Here is a 16622-nt window from a genome sequence, read left to right on the forward strand (position 1 = left end):
CGCCATGCGGCCCGTTGTCAAATGGGAGGACATCATGACAACTTTCGCACTGGGCCGTCGCGCCCTGATCGCAGCTGTTGCTGCAGTAGGTCTTTCAGGACCTGTTCTGGCCGAAGACCAGGTAGTGGACAGCATCCACTTTCTGATCCCCGGCGGCGCCGGTGGTGGTTGGGACGGTACCGCTCGCGGCACCGGCGAAGCGCTGACGAACGCCGGCCTTGTGGGCACCGCGTCTTATGAAAACATGTCAGGCGGTGGTGGCGGCAAAGCCATCGGCTATCTGATTGAAAACGCCGACAGCAACCACGGGACGTTGATGGTAAACTCCACGCCAATCGTGATCCGTTCGTTGACTGGCGTGTTCCCTCACAACTTCCGCGACCTGACGTTGGTGTCGGGCACGATTGGAGATTACGCAGCAATTGTTGTCGGCAAAGACAGCCCTATCAACTCTATGAGTGATCTACTTGCTGCATTCGACGCCGACCCGGGCAACACGGCCATTGGCGGTGGCTCAGTTCCTGGTGGCATGGACCACCTGGTCGCAGCAATGGTGATGGAAGCCGCTGGGAAGGATGCTCTTGGCGTGAAATACATCCCATATGATGCAGGTGGCAAAGCCATGGCTGCCCTTCTGTCCGGTGAGATCGCAGCCCTGTCTACGGGTTTTTCGGAGGCCGTCGATTTGGCCAACGCAGGTGAAGTCAAGATCATTGGCGTTACATCGGCAGATCGTGTTGACGCCGCCCCAGACGCGATGACCATGAAAGAACAGGGCATCGACACCACCTTTGTGAACTGGCGTGGCTTCTTCGCGGCCCCGGGCCTGCCCGAGGACAAGCTTGCAGCCTATCAGGCCGCGATTGCAAAGATGTACGACACCCCGGAATGGGAAGAGGTTCGTGCACGCAACGGTTGGGTGAACATCCACAACTCTGGCGATGATTTCCGGTCATTTCTTGAGCAGCAAGAACAACAGATTGGTGATCTGATGAAGAAGCTGGGCTTCCTCTGAATCCAACTTGGGCAGAGCGGTAACCCGCTCTGCCATCCCTGACGACGAAAAAAGGAGGGGGTCCCATGGCGCTGGATCGCTGGATCGCGCTCATTCTTCTGGGTGTTTGTTTAACATATGGCTACGCCGCTTGGTTCACGATGGACAGTAGTCTGCCTCCTTTCATGCAAAGAAATCCCATCTGGCCAAGCACTTTTCCCAAAGTGCTGTCGATTTTGGGCATCATCACGGCCACGATCATTCTGCTGGGCTTTGAAAAGGCTGAACCCAGCGAACCTGAAATCGATTATCGGCGGTTGGGCGATTACCATCTTGGTCAGGCGATCATGCTGCTGGTTCTGATGGTCGTCTACGCATTGTGCCTGCGCCCTGTTGGGTTTCTGATCTCAACCTCGGCCTTCCTAATCTTAGGATCATTTATATTGGGCGAACGCAAATGGCATCTCATGTTTCTCGTCGCCCTGATTGCCACCGGTACAGTCTGGTATCTGGTTCAGGAAGTCCTTGGCATTTACATGCGCCCCTTGCCCGGCATTTTCGGAGGCTGACATGCTTGAAGGACTTCTGATTGGCCTGCAAACGGCATTCTCACTGCAAAACCTGCTGATGGTCGTCGCAGGCTGTCTGATCGGCACATTCATCGGAATGCTTCCGGGTCTGGGCCCGATGTCGATCATCGCCATCATGATCCCGGTGGCAATTTCCATGGGTGACCCGTCGGCCGCGCTGATCCTGCTGGCCGGCGTGTATTATGGCGCCATTTTTGGTGGCTCGACCTCTTCTATTCTGCTGAATGCCCCGGGGGTCGCGGGTACCGTCGCGTCCAGCTTTGACGGCTACCCGATGGCCCGTCAGGGCAAAGCGGGCAAAGCCTTGACCATTGCCGCAATTGCGAGCTTTGCAGGTGGCACGTTCGGTGCGTTGCTGTTGATGGTCTTCGCTCCTGCCCTGTCCTCTGTTGCGTTGCTTTTCCACTCGGCCGAGTATTTCGCGCTGATGGTTGTCGGCTTGTCCGCCATTGCCGCTTTCGCGGGAACAGGTCAGGTTGCCAAGGCTATCATAATGACAATCCTTGGATTGATTATGGCAACCGTCGGCGAAGGCGCGCTGTTCAACATGCCCCGCTTCACAATGGGCATCATGGATTTGCAGTCGGGTTTTGGCTTTATCACACTTGCAATGGCCATGTTCGCCTTACCCGAAGCTCTGTTTCTTGTTCTCAAACCCAAGGACCTTAAGGGCGAAGAAGGCGAAATCAAGGACCTGCGCATAAGCAGGGAGGAAGCCAAAGCCATTGCTCCGGTGATTGGCCGCCAGTCTATCCAAGGGTTTTTCATCGGCGTTCTGCCGGGTGCCGGTGCAACGATTGCCAGTTTTCTGGGCTATGCGGTCGAGCGTAACATCGCCCCAAAAGCCGAGCAGGACGAATTCGGCAAAGGGTCAATCAAAGGGCTGGCCGCGCCTGAAACAGCAAACAACGCCGCCTGTACCGGCTCGTTCGTACCGCTGCTGACCCTGGGCATTCCCGGATCGGGTACGACGGCGATCCTGCTTGGCGCATTGATTGCGCTGAACGTGACGCCGGGCCCACGCCTTATGCTGGACGAGCCGCAGATCTTTTGGGCGGTCATCATGTCCATGTTCATTGGCAATCTGGTGCTTCTGATCCTGAATCTGCCGCTGATCCCCTACATTGCCAAAGTTCTCTCGGTGCCGCGCAACTATCTGATCCCCTTTATTTTGTTCTTTACTCTGATGGGGGCCTATATCGGGCAGAACAATGCAACCGAACTGCTGATACTGGTAGGTTTTGGGGTATGCGCAACGGCGTTGAAATTCGCTGATTACCCATTGGCACCACTGCTGATTGGTTTCATCCTCGGCGGCATGATGGAAGACAACTTCTCACGGTCCATGCAGTTGTACGATGGCATCGCCTTTATCTGGGAACGCCCGATGACGCTGGGTCTGCTGGTTATCGCGGCGCTTCTGGTGCTCCTGCCCAGCTACCGCGCGCGCCGTGCACAGGCCCGGGCGGAAGGGGTTGCCGAAGGTGACTGACCCGCTGGCGGGAATACGGGTTCTCGATCTGACCAATGTCCTCGCGGGTCCGTATTGCTGCTACCAACTGGCATTGATGGGTGCCGACGTGATCAAGGTCGAACGCCCCGATGGTGGCGACCTTGCTCGCGTTCTGGGAGCCGATCCTGCCAGAAACAAGGCGGGGATGGGGATCAGTTTTCTGGCGCAGAATGCCGGGAAAAAATCTGTCACGCTGGACATGAAATCGGAAAAGGGCAAGGCGCTGCTGAAACGCCTTGTCCAGTCAGCCGATGTTCTGGTGGAAAACTTCCGGCCCGGAGTAATGGATCGTCTTGGTCTTGGTTACGAAGTTCTGCGCAACGTCAATTCCAACCTGATCTATTGCGCCATCAGCGGGTTCGGGCAGGATGGCCCCCGGCGCGGCGATCCGGCTTATGACCAGATTGTGCAGGGTATCAGCGGCGTGATGTCAATCACCGGCGCCCCCGACACGGCACCTTATCGCGTCGGCTATCCGTTGGCAGACACGGTCGGGGGGATGACGGCTGCCTTTGCAGTCGCGGCGGCATTGAACGCCAACCCGCGCGGCGCGTATCTGGATGTTGCGATGTCCGAAGCCGTAATTTCGACGATGGGCTGGGTTGTTTCAAATTATCTGGTGGGCGGCGTAACACCCGGAGCACACGGGAATGAGAACACAACCTCGGCCCCCTCAGGGACATTTGCCACGCTGGACAGCCCGATCAACATCGCGGCCAATCGGGACGAGCAATGGCAGGCACTTGCCCGCTGTCTGGGGCGGGATGATCTTCTGGACAACGCTGATTACGCAACGCGCGAAGACCGCAAAAGAAACCGCCACGCCTTACGTACAAAACTGGAACGAACCCTGAAAACGAAGGCTGCGGCCGAATGGGTGAGTGAATTAAACGCTTTGGGTGTTCCAGCTGGGCAAGTTCTGACCGTACCAGAGGCCCTTGCAGACCCGCAACTTTACGATCGCGGTCTGATTGGCTCTTTACAGGTTCACGGCGAACAGATGCAGCTTGCAGGTAGTCCCGTCGTAATGGATGGCACCCGGCGAATGCCGCAAATCGCGCCACCAAAACTTGGGGCCGACAACAAGGCAGTGTGGTCTGAAATCGGATTGACCGACGCGGAAATCGACGCGCTGCGCAGAGAGGGGATCATATGAACGATGTGTCAGATTGGTGGGCAACATCCATCATCGATATGGAACCTGGCCGGATCGACCTGCGCGGAGAGCCGATTCAAAACCTGATCGGACGCCTGGGTTTCGCGGAGATGATCTGGTTCATGGTACGCGGCGACCACCCATCAAAAGCGCAGGCCCAATTGTTCGAAGCCGCGCTGGTCGCGGCAGTCGACCACGGTCCGCAGGCCCCATCGATTGCGACCGCGCGCATGGCGGTGACCTGTGGCCTGCCTCTCAACAACGCGATGGCGAGCGCCGTGAACATGTTGGGCGACATTCATGGAGGGGCTGGCGAGCAAACCGTGGAACTCTACCACTTTGTGGGCCTTTACCCTGGCACTTTGGAGCAGGCAATCAATGCGAGGATCGAAAGCCACGGAAAGATACTTCCGGGTTTTGGTCACAGGTTTCACACACCCACAGACCCTCGTGCGCCGCGCCTGATGGAACTGGTCGCCGAAGCGGTGAAAACCGGTGCTTGCGATGGGCAGGTCATGCGCATTGCGCAGCAGATCGAGGCAGAGCTTGCGCGGCGTAAGGGTAAACCCGTCCCGATGAACATCGATGGCGCAACCGCAGTTATTTATGCCGAGCTTGGGTTTGCGCCACCATTGGCGCGCGGCCTTTTCTGCCTGTCCCGATCAGTGGGTATTCTGGCACATGCCTGGGAGCAGATGCAGCAAGGTGGTCGCAACAAAGGGCCGACCCCACCCTCGTATCGCTGGACGTACCAGCCGGGCTAAGCACTTTTCCGATGGGATCGATTTGTCAACAGATCTGCGGCAGCACGGGCAATAACCAGCTCTTCGTTTGTCGGAATAACCATGGCCACCACACGGGACAGATTTGTCGAGATTATCCGATCATTGTCCGCGTTGGCATCGGGATCCAGTTCAATCCCCAGCCACCCCATTCCGGAACATACCCTGTCGCGTACAAGACGCGAGTTTTCTCCGATACCACCAGTGAAGATCAGGGCATCAATACCGCCCAATATTGCGGCCATTGCCCCAAGTTCGCGGCGGATGCGGAAAGTGAAATAGCTGATGGCCTGTCGGCTTTCACGGGTATCTGCTTTTTCAAGAGTGCGCATGTCGCTTGAAAGTCCGGACAGACCCAGCAAACCTGATTTGCGAAACAGAAGGTCGGAAATCTCTGAGGCGCTCAACCCTTCCTGATCCATCAGATACAACAAAACACCTGGATCGAGCTGACCGCAACGTGATCCCATCGGCAGCCCGTCCAACGACGAAAACCCCATGGTCGAACCGACGGATCGCCCCCCGATCATGGCACACATCGACGCACCGTTACCCAAATGCGCGACCACAACCCGCCCCGCGTGCAAAAGTGGCGCGGTTTTGGCCAAATGGTCCGAGATGTACTCATAACTAAGCCCGTGAAAACCATAGCGGCGGACGCCTTTGTCGTAATACTCGCGCGGCAGGGCGAATACGTCGTTCTCCCAGGGGTGATTGCGATGAAAGGCCGTGTCAAAACAGGCAATCTGGGCGGCATTTGGAAAGCGTTCCATAGCTGCCTTGACGCCAGCCAGGTTGTGCGGCTGGTGCAGAGGTGCATACGGAGAGAGCTTGTCCAACTCCTCCAAAGCAGCGGCGGTCAACGGCAATGGCGTATCGATCTCAGGTCCGCCGTGAACAATACGATGCCCAACCGCGGTGACCTCGCAACTGGGGAAGGCACGTGACAACAGGTTCAGTACCCAGTCCAGGGCGGCGGCATGATCGTGAATATCTCCTGCCGTGCCATTCGCCAGAACTCCGCCGCCAGATGACCGCGCCTTGACGGTTGGCTCAGGCTCGCCGATCCGTTCGACCACACCGGTGCACACCATGATTGGATCGTCTTCTGTCAGTTCGAACAGGCCGAACTTCATCGAAGACGATCCGGCATTCAGTGTCACGACATGTGTCATGCATACCCTCTGGTTTACGAAAAGGTGAAGCTCAGGAAGTTTACAGATCCGCATTGGGCCAAGGTTGTGCTTCAGACGTTATACAAGAGACTACGAACCAGCCCACCGCGACAACCCCGGTCTTTTCGAACTTTCAAGAAAGAAAAGATCAATTAGCACAGCCGTTTCTGTAGCGCCAACATCACCTTCATTCCGGTCGTCCCAGTCGTAATCATGGATTGAACCACGTGCAAGATACTAAGCTGACGCCCCTCAAAACGCGGTTTCAAGAAGGCAGCGCACTTCATCACGCGTCGTTTTGCGATCACGCGCGACGATGTCCGCCGCCACTTTGTTTTCGCATGGTCAACCCAATGCGCTTTCTCGGGACATCAACATCGACAACACGTACTTTAACCACCTGCCCGGTCTTAACCACGTCATGCGGATCTTTGACAAACCGGTCCGCCAGCTGGCTGACATGAACAAGCCCATCCTGATGCACACCGATATCCACAAAAGCGCCAAAAGCCGCGACGTTGGTGACTGTGCCTTCCAAAACCATTCCGGGTTTCAGATCGGTGATTTCTTCGATACCATCGGTGAATGATGCGGTGACGAAACTGGGTCTGGGGTCGCGTCCGGGCTTTTCAAGTTCGGCAAAGATGTCCCGAACCGTCGGCAGGCCGAAATCCTGAGTTACAAATTGTTCCGCCCGCAACCCCTTTAAAGCGCCATTATGGCCCATGATGTTTCGGATATCACGGCCGCAGGCGGCAACAACCCGGCGCGCAACGTCATAGGCTTCGGGGTGTACCGAAGACGCATCCAGCGGCTCGGAACCGTCCCTGATGCGCAGGAAGCCGGCGCATTGTTCGAACGCGCGCGGTCCAAGGCGGGCGACGGACAGCAAATCCTTCCGCGATAGGAAGGGCCCATTCAGATCGCGGTGGGTGACAATCGCTTCGGCTTGCGCTGGCCCCAGACCTGATACGCGTGACAGCAAAGGGGCGGACGCTGTGTTCAGATCGACCCCGACAGCATTCACCACATCCTCGATCGCGGAATCCAGCGACTGTGACAGGCGATGCTGATCCACATCATGCTGATACTGGCCGACACCAATGGATTTCGGTTCGATTTTTACAAGCTCGGCCAAAGGGTCCTGCAATCGGCGCGCAATCGAGACCGCACCACGTAGCGAGACATCCAGATCCGGAAACTCGCGCGCAGCCAGTTCAGAGGCGGAATAGACCGAAGCCCCAGCTTCTGACACCACCACTTTTGTTGGTGCTTTCACCTTCTTGGGTAGTAGCGCAAGAGTGTCTGCAACCAATTTTTCGGTTTCACGGCTGGCAGTCCCGTTCCCGATTGCGATCAGTTCGATCTGATGAGCAGATATCAGATTGAGGATACTGGCCTGTGCGCCACGCAAATCATTCTTCGGCTGAAATGGGTACAAGGTGTCAGTGGCAACGACCTTGCCGGTCGCATCAACGACAGCAGCCTTTACGCCCGTACGAATGCCCGGATCCAGACCCAATGTCGCCTTGGCACCTGCCGGCGCGGCAAACAGCAGGTCCTTGAGGTTTCGCGAAAAGACCTGAATGGCTTCGTCCTGCGCCCGGCTGCGCAGATCGGCCATCAGTTCGACCATCATGGACAGCGAAAGCTTTACCCGCCATGTCCAGCCCGCGACTTTGCGCAACCATGCGTCTGCCGGCCCCGTGCCACGTGTCTGTAGATGAGCGGCAACAATCGTCTCGGCCCGCGCGGCACCAAATTCCGGTTCAGGCGCGATATCCAGCGTGACGATGCCCTCTTTGGATGCCCGCAGCATCGCCAATGCCCGATGCGACGGCACGTCTGCCCACAATTCGGCATGGTCAAAGTAGTCGCTGAACTTTGCGCCGTCCTTTTCCTTGCCTTCGATGACCTTTGCGCTGAGCAGGGCCTCGCGCTGCATGAAGCTGCGCAATTCGCCCAGCAGTGCGGCGTTTTCCGTCAGCCGCTCGGTCAAAATGTCCCGCGCGCCGTTCAATGCATCCCGGGTCGTCGTTACCGCCTCGGTGAGGTACGCCGCGGCCAATGTTTCAGGGTCGCAGTTGCGGTCCGCCAGAATAGTGTCAACCAAAGGTTCAAGCCCATTTTCGCGCGCAATCATAGCCTTGGTGCGCCGTTTTGGCTTGTATGGCAGATAAATGTCTTCCAACTGCGCTTTGGTTTCGGCACGCGCTATGGATTGGCTCAGATCTTCTGTCAGTTTGCCCTGATCCTTGATCGAGTTCAGGATGGTCTCACGCCGCGCTTCAAGCTCGCGCAGATAGGTCAGCCGCTCGGACAGCAGACGCAACTGGGTGTCGTCCAATCCTCCGGTTGCTTCTTTTCGATACCGGGCGACAAAAGGCACGGTTGCTCCGTCGTCCAGTAGCTTGATCGCGGCACCGACCTGCTCGGATCGTGCATTAATCTCGGTGGCGATGGTGCGGGCGATACGGTCCAATGGGGCCTCCTGAAACGACGCTGGAAGAACTTCTTAACCAGCTGTTTCGGCAAGGGGAAGACCCTTGGTTCAATCTGAACCGGTCACAGATTGACGCCGCTCAGTTGCGGCGTGCAATCGACGATTCCAGCGTTGAGCGCAGTAGTTGCGCATCTAGCGGTTTGTAGAGCAAAGGCAGATTGGCGCGCTTGCAACGCTCGGCCAGTTCAGGTGATCGGTTGGCCGAGATAATGCAGCCGGGCAGAGGGCCAAACTCGTGCGTCAGGGCATGTATCGCGTCAACACCGGTTCTATCGTGATTTAACTGAAAATCGGCAACTATTGCGTCAGGCAGAATGTCAATTTCACGAAGTAGATTGATTGCTTCGTCTTCGCTTTCGCTCTCCAGAACCTCAACCCCCCAGGATTCGATGGTCATGGTCAGTGCACTACGGAGGTTTTCATCATTCTCAATCAACAATACGACCGTGTTACCAAGGACCTTGGAGCCCGGATCGCGGGCCGCAGGGGCGCTGCTGCAAATGGTCTGCTCTTCCTGCGCCAACGGCACTTCGACCGAGAATCCAGTTCCTTTGCCTACTTCGGAATACAGCTGGATTGGATGTTGCAACAGCCCACAGGCGCGCTCCACGATTGCAAGGCCCAATCCCATACCCTCTGCGGCGCTGGCATCAGAATGCAGGCGCTGAAATTCCTGAAAGACGAGGTCTCTTTGGTCTGACGCGATACCGATACCTGTATCCCAGACCTGCAAGGCAATTGCGCCTTTGCGACGCCGCACACCGACCAGAACCTTTCCGACCTCGGTATACCTGATCGCGTTCGAAAGCAGGTTCTGCAAAATCCGACGCAAATAGCTGGCGTCGCTGGTCACGCGCGCGTTCGTGTCAACAAAAGACAGCTCAAGCCCTTTTGCCTGCGCCACCGGGCGAAACGCATCTTCCATCTGCGAAAACAGCGTACTCACTGTTATGGTCGACAAATGCGCGGTGGCCCGCCCTGAATCAAGTTTCGAGATATCCAGCAGCGCTTCCAGAATGTGTTCAACACTGTTCAGCGCACTTTCAGCCTTTCCTGCAACGGTTCTTGCGTCGTCTTTGTCCAGACCGCTGCCCAGCGATGCAACATAAAGCTTTGCCGCTGACAGAGGTTGCAACAGGTCGTGACTGGCCGCTGCCACAAATCGCGACTTGGATGCGTTTGCACGCTCGGCCTCGTTCAAAGCGTCAGCCAGTTCCATCGTGCGCGATGTTACGCGCTGTTCCAGCAATTCTTTGGCCTCATATAAGGCCTGGGCGGATTTTCGTTCTGCGGTTACATCGGTGAAGGATATCACAAAACCGCGGTCGGGCATTTCCTGCGCAAAAACAGAAAGTATCTTCGACCTTCCACGGTGCATCTGAAATTGCAGAGGACGGCGATAGGTTTGCCGCGTCACCCAGTTCAGAAGATCGGCTTCCGTTACCCCCTTCTGGAACCTGATGTTCGCGCCAAGGCGATTGGACAGCGATTCAAACCGGGTTCCCGTCTGAAACTGTGCGATTGGAATGGCCAGCAACTCGCTAGCGCGGTTGTTCCACCCGATCAGACGGTGTTTGTTGTCAAAAATGCAAACGCCCTGTTCAATATGTTCAAGCGTTGCGCGGATCAGCCTGGCCTTGTCATCCAGTATCCGGTCACGCTCCTGCCGTTCGATCCGCATGATATCGGTCACATCGGTTTGCAGAATAACAGTGCCGCCATCCGGCGTGCGGTGTTCGGACACTTGTGACCACCGATTGCCAACAAGCCGGACGTTGAACACCACATGATCGTCCGTGTGCCGATCCAGGCGGCTTTTGGCCCAGTCTGTCGGTGTCATTGTTTCAGGCAGGGACAGAAACCCTGATCGGCTGACCAGTTCGACATATTCGGCAAAGCTCAATCCCGGGCTCAGCCGCTCCTGAATGTCAGGCATATGCAGACCAAAGCGGCTGTTGCACAGCACCAGTTTTTCGTCGCGATTGAAAAGGGCGAACCCCTCTTGCACCGTTTCGATTGCATTGGCCAGGTCAGCGCGTGCGGCTTCTGTGTCCTTGTTCGCCTGTGCCAGCCTGGCATTGGAATCGTTCAGCAATTCAAGGGCACGCTCCAGATCATTCGTCCGGGCGCGGACCTCTTGTTCAAGCACGGCCGCGCGCTGAAACTGCGCATAAGCTGCACCTGACGCATCGGTGGATTCTTCAACCCGGCGCATCAACGCTTCGGCGATCTTGCGAAGTTTTTCGTTCTGGCGGTCAACCGAGTCCGTGGGATCTGTAAGATGCTCGATCATACGTTACTCTTTCTCCGGTGGATAAATCGCAACACCCGTCAGAGTTTGGTTCACATGGATTGAGTTGTACTGCTCTCCGTAGGTTGAAAATCCGACAACGTGGTTGCGGGCCAGAATGTCCGAGATTTCGCGAGTCTTTTGCTTTTCCTGCGCTTCCAGTCGGCGGAGAATGCAGTCGCAACCCAGAATTGTGTCGGGTTGCCGTTTCTCGGTCAGAAGGCCGATTTCTTCCTCAAGGTGCTCGACCATGTCCCTTGGTTCGGCCAGCGTCAGCACAAGCCCTTCATCAATGGCCGAGAAAAAGACAAGGTCCCCGTTGCCCGCCACCTGCTGAATGGCGCGGACGTGATGCTGCCCACCAATCTGCACAACAACGGGGTGCGCCGCAAAGGTGAATGTCGTCAGTTGTTCCGGATCCTTGCCAAGGATACGGGCGTACTCGCGGGCGGCGGGCTCGGCATTGATCTCCTGAACGATGCGTTTTGCCGGATCCGCCTTGGTTACGACCATACGCCGGGTCGTTGGAACCAGATGATCCGTTTTGAACACCTTGATCGGGCACCGCGTACGAACCTGAGTCAGTATGGCAGCATTGCTCAGTGCCTTGCCCTGATGCAGCACATAGGTACGCCCGAACCGGGTTCCATCACCGGCCGATCCGCCAAACAATGGCACCGGCCCCAAGCCGACGGCCAACTCGGAGGTCAACGCATCCTCTTTGGTCGACAATCCGTCGATCATCAGGAACGTAAACTCATGGCTCCAGTCGGGCGCCGTGACCATCATGGCATTTCGGTTGTGGATCATCTCGTTGATGATGCTTTCCGCCTCAAAATCGTTCAGATCGGAAACTAGGACCGTACGCGTGTCGAAATGGGATTGCGGGAGGCCGATTGCGACGATCTGGTCTTCGCAATAACCGCTATCCGCAAGTTCTCCGGCGGTGGTGCAGCCAACCACCGGCGTAGGCGCAAACACCTGCTCGGCTTTGGCAATGACCGCAGCGGCGTCCGCGTTCGGACTGACGAACAATATCACCAGCGCAAGTGGCTCAGCCCCGATTTGACGTTCGAGCACCCCAAGCGCCTGCCCGGTGTCGTAACGCACGAAAGCCGTTTTGACGATGCCTGTTGCACCGGTCCGGGCTGTCGCCCACCCGACTGCTTGGTCCATCGAGCCTCCTCCCTAAAGCGCGACGATGTGGTGAGAGTATGACGCTTAGCCTTGGTCTTGCAAGACGCTGGCAAACGAAGCTTTCTTTGCAATCAGAACGGCTTGCGTCCGGCTTTGCACACCCAGTTTCCGCATGATTGCCGTGACATGCGCTTTGACCGTGGGTTCCGCAATGGACAGGTCATAGGCAATCTGCTTGTTCAGTTTACCTTCGCAGATCAGTTGCAGGATGCGGGCTTGCTGATTTGTCAGTGTCGCAAGCCGATTGACCGCGTCGGCGTGTTCATCCTCTTCAACATTGATCAGAACGCATCCTTCGGGCACAAAAACTTTGCCGGAATGCACTGTCTCGAATGCCAGGCGAAACACATCGCGTTGGCTATGCTTGGGTACATAACCCGATGCGCCCGCCTGAATCACCTGACTGACAACGCGATTATCCGTCATCGAGGACACCACAATAACCGGGGCATTCGCAGCAGCCTTCAGACGGACAAGGCCGTCCAGCCCTTCCACATCCGGCAGGTTGAGGTCCAGCATGACCGCGTCCGGTTTCAGCCCCCCTGATAGAAGTTCCATCGCGCCTTCCAGTCGGTCTGCGGTATGGATTTCGCCGATCTGCGCCACGCTTTGCAAGGTCATCGACAGCGCGTCGCAAAACAGGGGGTGGTCATCGACGATAAGCACTTTCTCGAAGCCAGACCTTACAACGGAGTCAGCAAGCATTTGGTATTGCCTTTTTTCAATCAGATTGTCCCCAGCTTACCCAATCCTAACAACGAAAGTAATCTGCGCCTACTGGCCCAAAGTCGTACATAAGACCGGCTCGGCGACACCTACACCCAAGGTCTAATAGGCAGGGCGAAAAACACCGCATAGCGTAAGAAAAAACACCTGGAGAAGAGAAATGGAGCTTAGCGACAGCCGCGTCATCGCCGCGCCGCGATCCAAGGTCTGGGATGCGCTTTTGTCGGTTGAGGTTCTGAAAGAATGCGTTCCGGGATGTCAGGAAATGACGGGCTCGGTCGATGACGGGTTCGAAGCGACGGTGGTGCAGAAAGTTGGCCCCGTCAAAGCGACCTTCAAAGGGGCCGTTACCCTTTCTGATATCGTAACGCTTGAAAGCGTGAAGCTCTCGGGTGAAGGTAAGGGTGGGGCTGCGGGTTTTGCCAAGGGTGCGGCCGATGTCAGTTTGTCTGATGTGCCCGAAGGTACTCTGCTGACCTATACCGTCGACGCACGTGTCGGTGGCAAGCTGGCCCAGCTTGGCAGCCGGGTCATTGATGGAGTCGCCAGAAAAATGGCCGACCGGTTCTTTGAAAACTTTCAGAACGCGGTCGAACCGGAAAAAACGCCCGATCCGGAAACCTCGGATCAGGTTCAAGCCGAACCTTCGGCCGAAGATGAAGAAGGCGAAGCAAAAAAAGGTTGGTTCAAGCGCGTGTTGGGCGGTTGAACCGTTGGAATTCAGGGAGGAGAAAGTCATGAAAATTTCCATGACCGTGAACGGCAAGGCCGTAAGCGGCGAGGTCGAGGGCCGGACATTACTGTCCGGCTTTCTGCGCGAGCAACTGTCATTGACGGGCACGCATGTCGGCTGTGATACGGCCCAGTGCGGCGCTTGCGTTGTACATGTGAATGGTCAGGCCGTGAAGTCGTGCAATATGCTGGCGGTCGAAGCCGACGGCGCTGATGTTGGCACCATCGAAGGTCAGGCAAATGCGGACGGTTCGCTGAACGTGATCCAGCAAGCCTTTCAGGATCATCACGGCCTTCAATGCGGGTTCTGTACTCCGGGTATGGTGATGAGCGCCGCAGCGCTGCTGAAAGACAACCCGCGCCCATCTGAGGCCGAAATCCGGAAATACCTGGAAGGCAACCTGTGCCGCTGCACAGGGTACCACAATATCGTCAAGGCGATCATGGCCGCCTCTGGCCAGGACGTCGGCAGTATCGCCGCGGAATGATGCCGCTGCGGGCGTAAATGTTGCGCCCGTGGGACAAGTGAAGGGTGCAACAGCATCCGTTTATGGGAGGAGAACAAGCAATGCCCAAAGACAGTGGCATCGGAGCCAGCTCCAAGCGGCGCGAGGACGTCCGCTTTCTGACCGGAGCAGGCAACTACACCGACGACATCAATGTACGTGGCCAGGCTTACGTATATTTCCTGCGGTCCGACATCGCGCATGGGCGGATCAATTCCGTGGATACATCAACGGCCGAGGGTATGCCCGGCGTGGTCAGGATATTCACCGGCAAAGACTTTGAAGGCGTGGGCGGAATGCCCTGTGGCTGGGAAGTGACCGACAAGCACGGCGCACCGATGCAGGAACCGCCACATCCCATTCTAGCACAGGGCAAGGTGCGCCACGTGGGCGATCCCATTGCCGCCGTGGTGGCTGACAGTCTGGAACAGGCCCGTGACGCGGCTGAGGCTATTGATCTGGATATCGAGGAACTGCCCGCCGTGATCGACATGAAATCCGCCGCGCAGGAAGGCGCGACGCTGGTTCATGACGATCTGAAAAACAACATCTGCTACGACTGGCAGCTGGGTGAGGCCGACGACGCAAAGGTGAACGACGTCTTTGCCAACGCGGCGCACGTTACCAAGCTGGATCTGGTGAACAACCGGCTGGTCGCCAACCCGATGGAACCGCGCGTGGCCGTGGCGGAATACAGCCGGGGCACGGATGAATATACGCTCTATACCACTTCGCAGAACCCGCATGTCATCCGCTTGTTGATGTGCGCCTTCGTTCTGGGTTTGCCGGAACATAAAGTCCGCGTCGTGGCCCCGGATGTGGGTGGTGGATTTGGCACCAAGATATTCCACTATGCGGAAGAAGCGTTCTGCACCTTTGCCGCCAAGGCCTGCAACCGCCCCGTCAAGTGGACCGCCAGCCGGTCCGAGGCGTTCATGTCGGATGCGCAGGGTCGTGACCATGTCAGCACGATTGAACTGGCTCTGGATGCGGATAACAACTTCATCGGCCTGCGGACCAACACCTACGCCAATCTGGGCGCTTATCTTTCGACCTTCTCCAGCTCGGTGCCGACGTGGCTGCACGGGACGCTGATGGCGGGCAACTATAAGACCCCGGTCATTCAGGTAAATGTGAAGGCGATGTTCACGAACACGGTGCCGGTGGATGCCTATCGCGGCGCTGGCCGCCCCGAAGCAACCTTCCAGCTGGAACGTGTCATCGACAAGGCCGCCCGCGAGTTGGGTGTGGATCCGATCGCCCTGCGTCGCCAGAACTTTGTCACGCAGTTCCCCTATGACACGCCAGTGGCGCTGACTTACGACACCGGGGACTACAACGGGACAATGGACAAGCTTGAGGCTGCTGCCGATCTGGCAGGCTTTGCCGCCCGCCGTGTAAAAAGCGAGGCCAACGGAAAGCTGCGGGGCCTGGGTGTCAACTGCTATATCGAGGCCTGCGGTATCGCGCCGTCGAACATCGTTGGCATGCTGGGGGCCCGGGCGGGTCTTTATGATGCCGCGACCGTTCGGGTTAATGCCACCGGTTCGATCAGCGTCATGGTCGGCGCGCACAGCCATGGTCAGGGGCATGAGACGGCCTTCCCGCAGGTTGTGGCCGACATGATCGGCATCGACGAGTCGATGGTCGAGATCGTGCATGGTGACACCTCGAAGATTCCGTTCGGCATGGGCACCTATGGCTCACGCTCGCTGGCGGTCTGCGGCTCGGCGATGGTCAAGGCGACCGAAAAAGTGATCGACAAGGCCAAGAAGATCGCCGCCCACCTGTTGGAAGCGTCCGAGGCGGATATCGAGCTGAAGGACGGTCAGTTCAGTGTTGCGGGGACCGACAAGTCGGTGGCATGGGGGGATGTGACCCTCACGGCTTATGTCCCGCACAACTATCCGCTGGAAGTTGAACCGGGACTGGAAGAAACCGCGTTTTATGACCCGGCCAACTTTACTTTCCCGGCAGGGGCTTATGCATGTGAGGTCGAGGTTGATCCGGACACAGGTCAGGTCACGATTGAGAAGTTCACGGCTGCGGATGACTTTGGCAATATCGTCAATCCGATGATCGTTGATGGACAAGTGCATGGCGGTATTGGTCAGGGCATCGGTCAGGCCTTGCTTGAAAACTGTGCCTATGACGAGAATGGCCAACTGCTGAGCGCGTCCTTCATGGACTACGCGATGCCACGCGCCGATGACGTCCCATTCTACAGCGTCGATCATTCAAGCCAAACACCCTGTACACACAATCCGCTTGGTGTGAAGGGTTGCGGCGAGGCCGGAGCGATCGGTTCGCCGCCGGCGGTGGTCAACGCGGTTCTGGACGCACTGAACTCGGGCGGAAAGGCTGTTGATCATATCGACATGCCGATGAGCCCGTCACGCGTTTGGACGGCGATGCATGGTTGAGAGATTGGGGTGCGAGGGACCAGCCCCTCGCGCTC

At 57.2% G+C, this 16622-nt stretch carries 13 protein-coding genes; 8 read left to right on the forward strand and 5 right to left on the reverse strand.

Annotated elements, in window-relative coordinates; translation table 11 throughout:
- Positions 1-34 precede the first annotated feature (34 nt).
- The 5 genes from ACR0BK_RS15745 to ACR0BK_RS15765 all read left to right on the forward strand — a co-directional run bounded on the left by ACR0BK_RS15745 (position 35) and on the right by ACR0BK_RS15765 (position 5017).
- Positions 35-1015, forward strand: a complete 981-nt coding sequence (locus tag ACR0BK_RS15745; protein ID WP_480507960.1) for a Bug family tripartite tricarboxylate transporter substrate binding protein — start codon at positions 35-37, stop codon at positions 1013-1015.
- 65 nt (positions 1016-1080) lie between these two features.
- Positions 1081-1563 carry a tripartite tricarboxylate transporter TctB family protein gene (locus ACR0BK_RS15750; protein WP_480520538.1) on the forward strand — a complete coding sequence of 161 codons (483 nt, stop codon included), beginning with the start codon at positions 1081-1083 and terminating at the stop codon, positions 1561-1563.
- A 1-nt stretch (position 1564) separates the two neighbouring features.
- Positions 1565-3076, forward strand: a complete 1512-nt coding sequence (locus tag ACR0BK_RS15755) for a tripartite tricarboxylate transporter permease (RefSeq protein ID WP_480477308.1) — start codon at positions 1565-1567, stop codon at positions 3074-3076.
- Positions 3069-4253 (forward strand): CaiB/BaiF CoA transferase family protein, encoded by a 1185-nt coding sequence (locus ACR0BK_RS15760; RefSeq protein WP_480520536.1) that lies wholly within the window; start codon positions 3069-3071, stop codon positions 4251-4253. The genes ACR0BK_RS15755 and ACR0BK_RS15760 overlap by 8 nt, the downstream gene beginning before the upstream one ends.
- Entirely contained in the window at positions 4250-5017 is a 768-nt protein-coding gene (locus ACR0BK_RS15765) for a citryl-CoA lyase (RefSeq protein ID WP_480555355.1), read from the forward strand. The genes ACR0BK_RS15760 and ACR0BK_RS15765 overlap by 4 nt, the downstream gene beginning before the upstream one ends.
- On the opposite strand, the gene ACR0BK_RS15770 is transcribed toward ACR0BK_RS15765, so the two are convergent.
- The 5 genes from ACR0BK_RS15770 to ACR0BK_RS15790 form a co-directional block, all read right to left on the reverse strand.
- Complete coding sequence (locus ACR0BK_RS15770; RefSeq protein WP_480520532.1) at positions 5014-6210, reverse strand: acetate/propionate family kinase; 1197 nt, start codon at positions 6208-6210, stop codon at positions 5014-5016. The two genes, ACR0BK_RS15765 and ACR0BK_RS15770, sit on opposite strands and share 4 nt — an antisense overlap.
- A gap of 304 nt (positions 6211-6514) precedes the next feature.
- Positions 6515-8692, reverse strand: coding sequence for a Tex family protein (locus tag ACR0BK_RS15775; protein ID WP_480555356.1), 2178 nt, complete (start codon positions 8690-8692; stop codon positions 6515-6517).
- Between the two features lie 100 nt (positions 8693-8792).
- Positions 8793-11006, reverse strand: a complete 2214-nt coding sequence (locus tag ACR0BK_RS15780; RefSeq protein WP_480555357.1) for a hybrid sensor histidine kinase/response regulator — start codon at positions 11004-11006, stop codon at positions 8793-8795.
- A 3-nt stretch (positions 11007-11009) separates the two neighbouring features.
- Complete coding sequence (locus ACR0BK_RS15785) at positions 11010-12179, reverse strand: FIST N-terminal domain-containing protein (RefSeq protein ID WP_480520526.1); 1170 nt, start codon at positions 12177-12179, stop codon at positions 11010-11012.
- 45 nt (positions 12180-12224) lie between these two features.
- Positions 12225-12905 (reverse strand): response regulator, encoded by a 681-nt coding sequence (locus ACR0BK_RS15790; RefSeq protein WP_480484332.1) that lies wholly within the window; start codon positions 12903-12905, stop codon positions 12225-12227.
- Between the two features lie 181 nt (positions 12906-13086).
- Here ACR0BK_RS15790 and ACR0BK_RS15795 point away from each other — a divergent pair, with 181 nt between their 5' ends.
- From ACR0BK_RS15795 to ACR0BK_RS15805, 3 genes are all read left to right on the forward strand, one after another.
- Positions 13087-13635, forward strand: coding sequence for an SRPBCC family protein (locus ACR0BK_RS15795; RefSeq protein ID WP_480520524.1), 549 nt, complete (start codon positions 13087-13089; stop codon positions 13633-13635).
- 28 nt (positions 13636-13663) lie between these two features.
- A complete protein-coding gene (locus tag ACR0BK_RS15800; protein WP_209507073.1) occupies positions 13664-14146 on the forward strand; it encodes a (2Fe-2S)-binding protein in 483 nt (160 codons plus the stop codon).
- A gap of 80 nt (positions 14147-14226) precedes the next feature.
- A complete protein-coding gene (locus ACR0BK_RS15805; RefSeq protein ID WP_480477329.1) occupies positions 14227-16587 on the forward strand; it encodes a xanthine dehydrogenase family protein molybdopterin-binding subunit in 2361 nt (786 codons plus the stop codon).
- The last annotated feature ends 35 nt before the right edge of the window (positions 16588-16622 follow it).

The organism is Ruegeria sp. AF1 (genome assembly GCF_056542125.1).

Bases quoted from the DNA above. Each gene is read 5' to 3' on its own strand.
- ACR0BK_RS15745 (WP_480507960.1), top strand. From the start codon at position 35: ATGACAACTTTCGCACTGGGCCGTCGCGCCCTGATCGCAGCTGTTGCT.
- ACR0BK_RS15750 (WP_480520538.1), top strand. From the start codon at position 1,081: ATGGCGCTGGATCGCTGGATCGCGCTCATTCTTCTGGGTGTTTGTTTA.
- ACR0BK_RS15755 (WP_480477308.1), top strand. From the start codon at position 1,565: ATGCTTGAAGGACTTCTGATTGGCCTGCAAACGGCATTCTCACTGCAA.
- ACR0BK_RS15765 (WP_480555355.1), top strand. From the start codon at position 4,250: ATGAACGATGTGTCAGATTGGTGGGCAACATCCATCATCGATATGGAA.
- ACR0BK_RS15770 (WP_480520532.1), bottom strand. From the start codon at position 6,210: ATGACACATGTCGTGACACTGAATGCCGGATCGTCTTCGATGAAGTTC.
- ACR0BK_RS15780 (WP_480555357.1), bottom strand. From the start codon at position 11,006: ATGATCGAGCATCTTACAGATCCCACGGACTCGGTTGACCGCCAGAAC.
- ACR0BK_RS15785 (WP_480520526.1), bottom strand. From the start codon at position 12,179: ATGGACCAAGCAGTCGGGTGGGCGACAGCCCGGACCGGTGCAACAGGC.
- ACR0BK_RS15790 (WP_480484332.1), bottom strand. From the start codon at position 12,905: ATGCTTGCTGACTCCGTTGTAAGGTCTGGCTTCGAGAAAGTGCTTATC.
- ACR0BK_RS15795 (WP_480520524.1), top strand. From the start codon at position 13,087: ATGGAGCTTAGCGACAGCCGCGTCATCGCCGCGCCGCGATCCAAGGTC.
- ACR0BK_RS15800 (WP_209507073.1), top strand. From the start codon at position 13,664: ATGAAAATTTCCATGACCGTGAACGGCAAGGCCGTAAGCGGCGAGGTC.
- ACR0BK_RS15805 (WP_480477329.1), top strand. From the start codon at position 14,227: ATGCCCAAAGACAGTGGCATCGGAGCCAGCTCCAAGCGGCGCGAGGAC.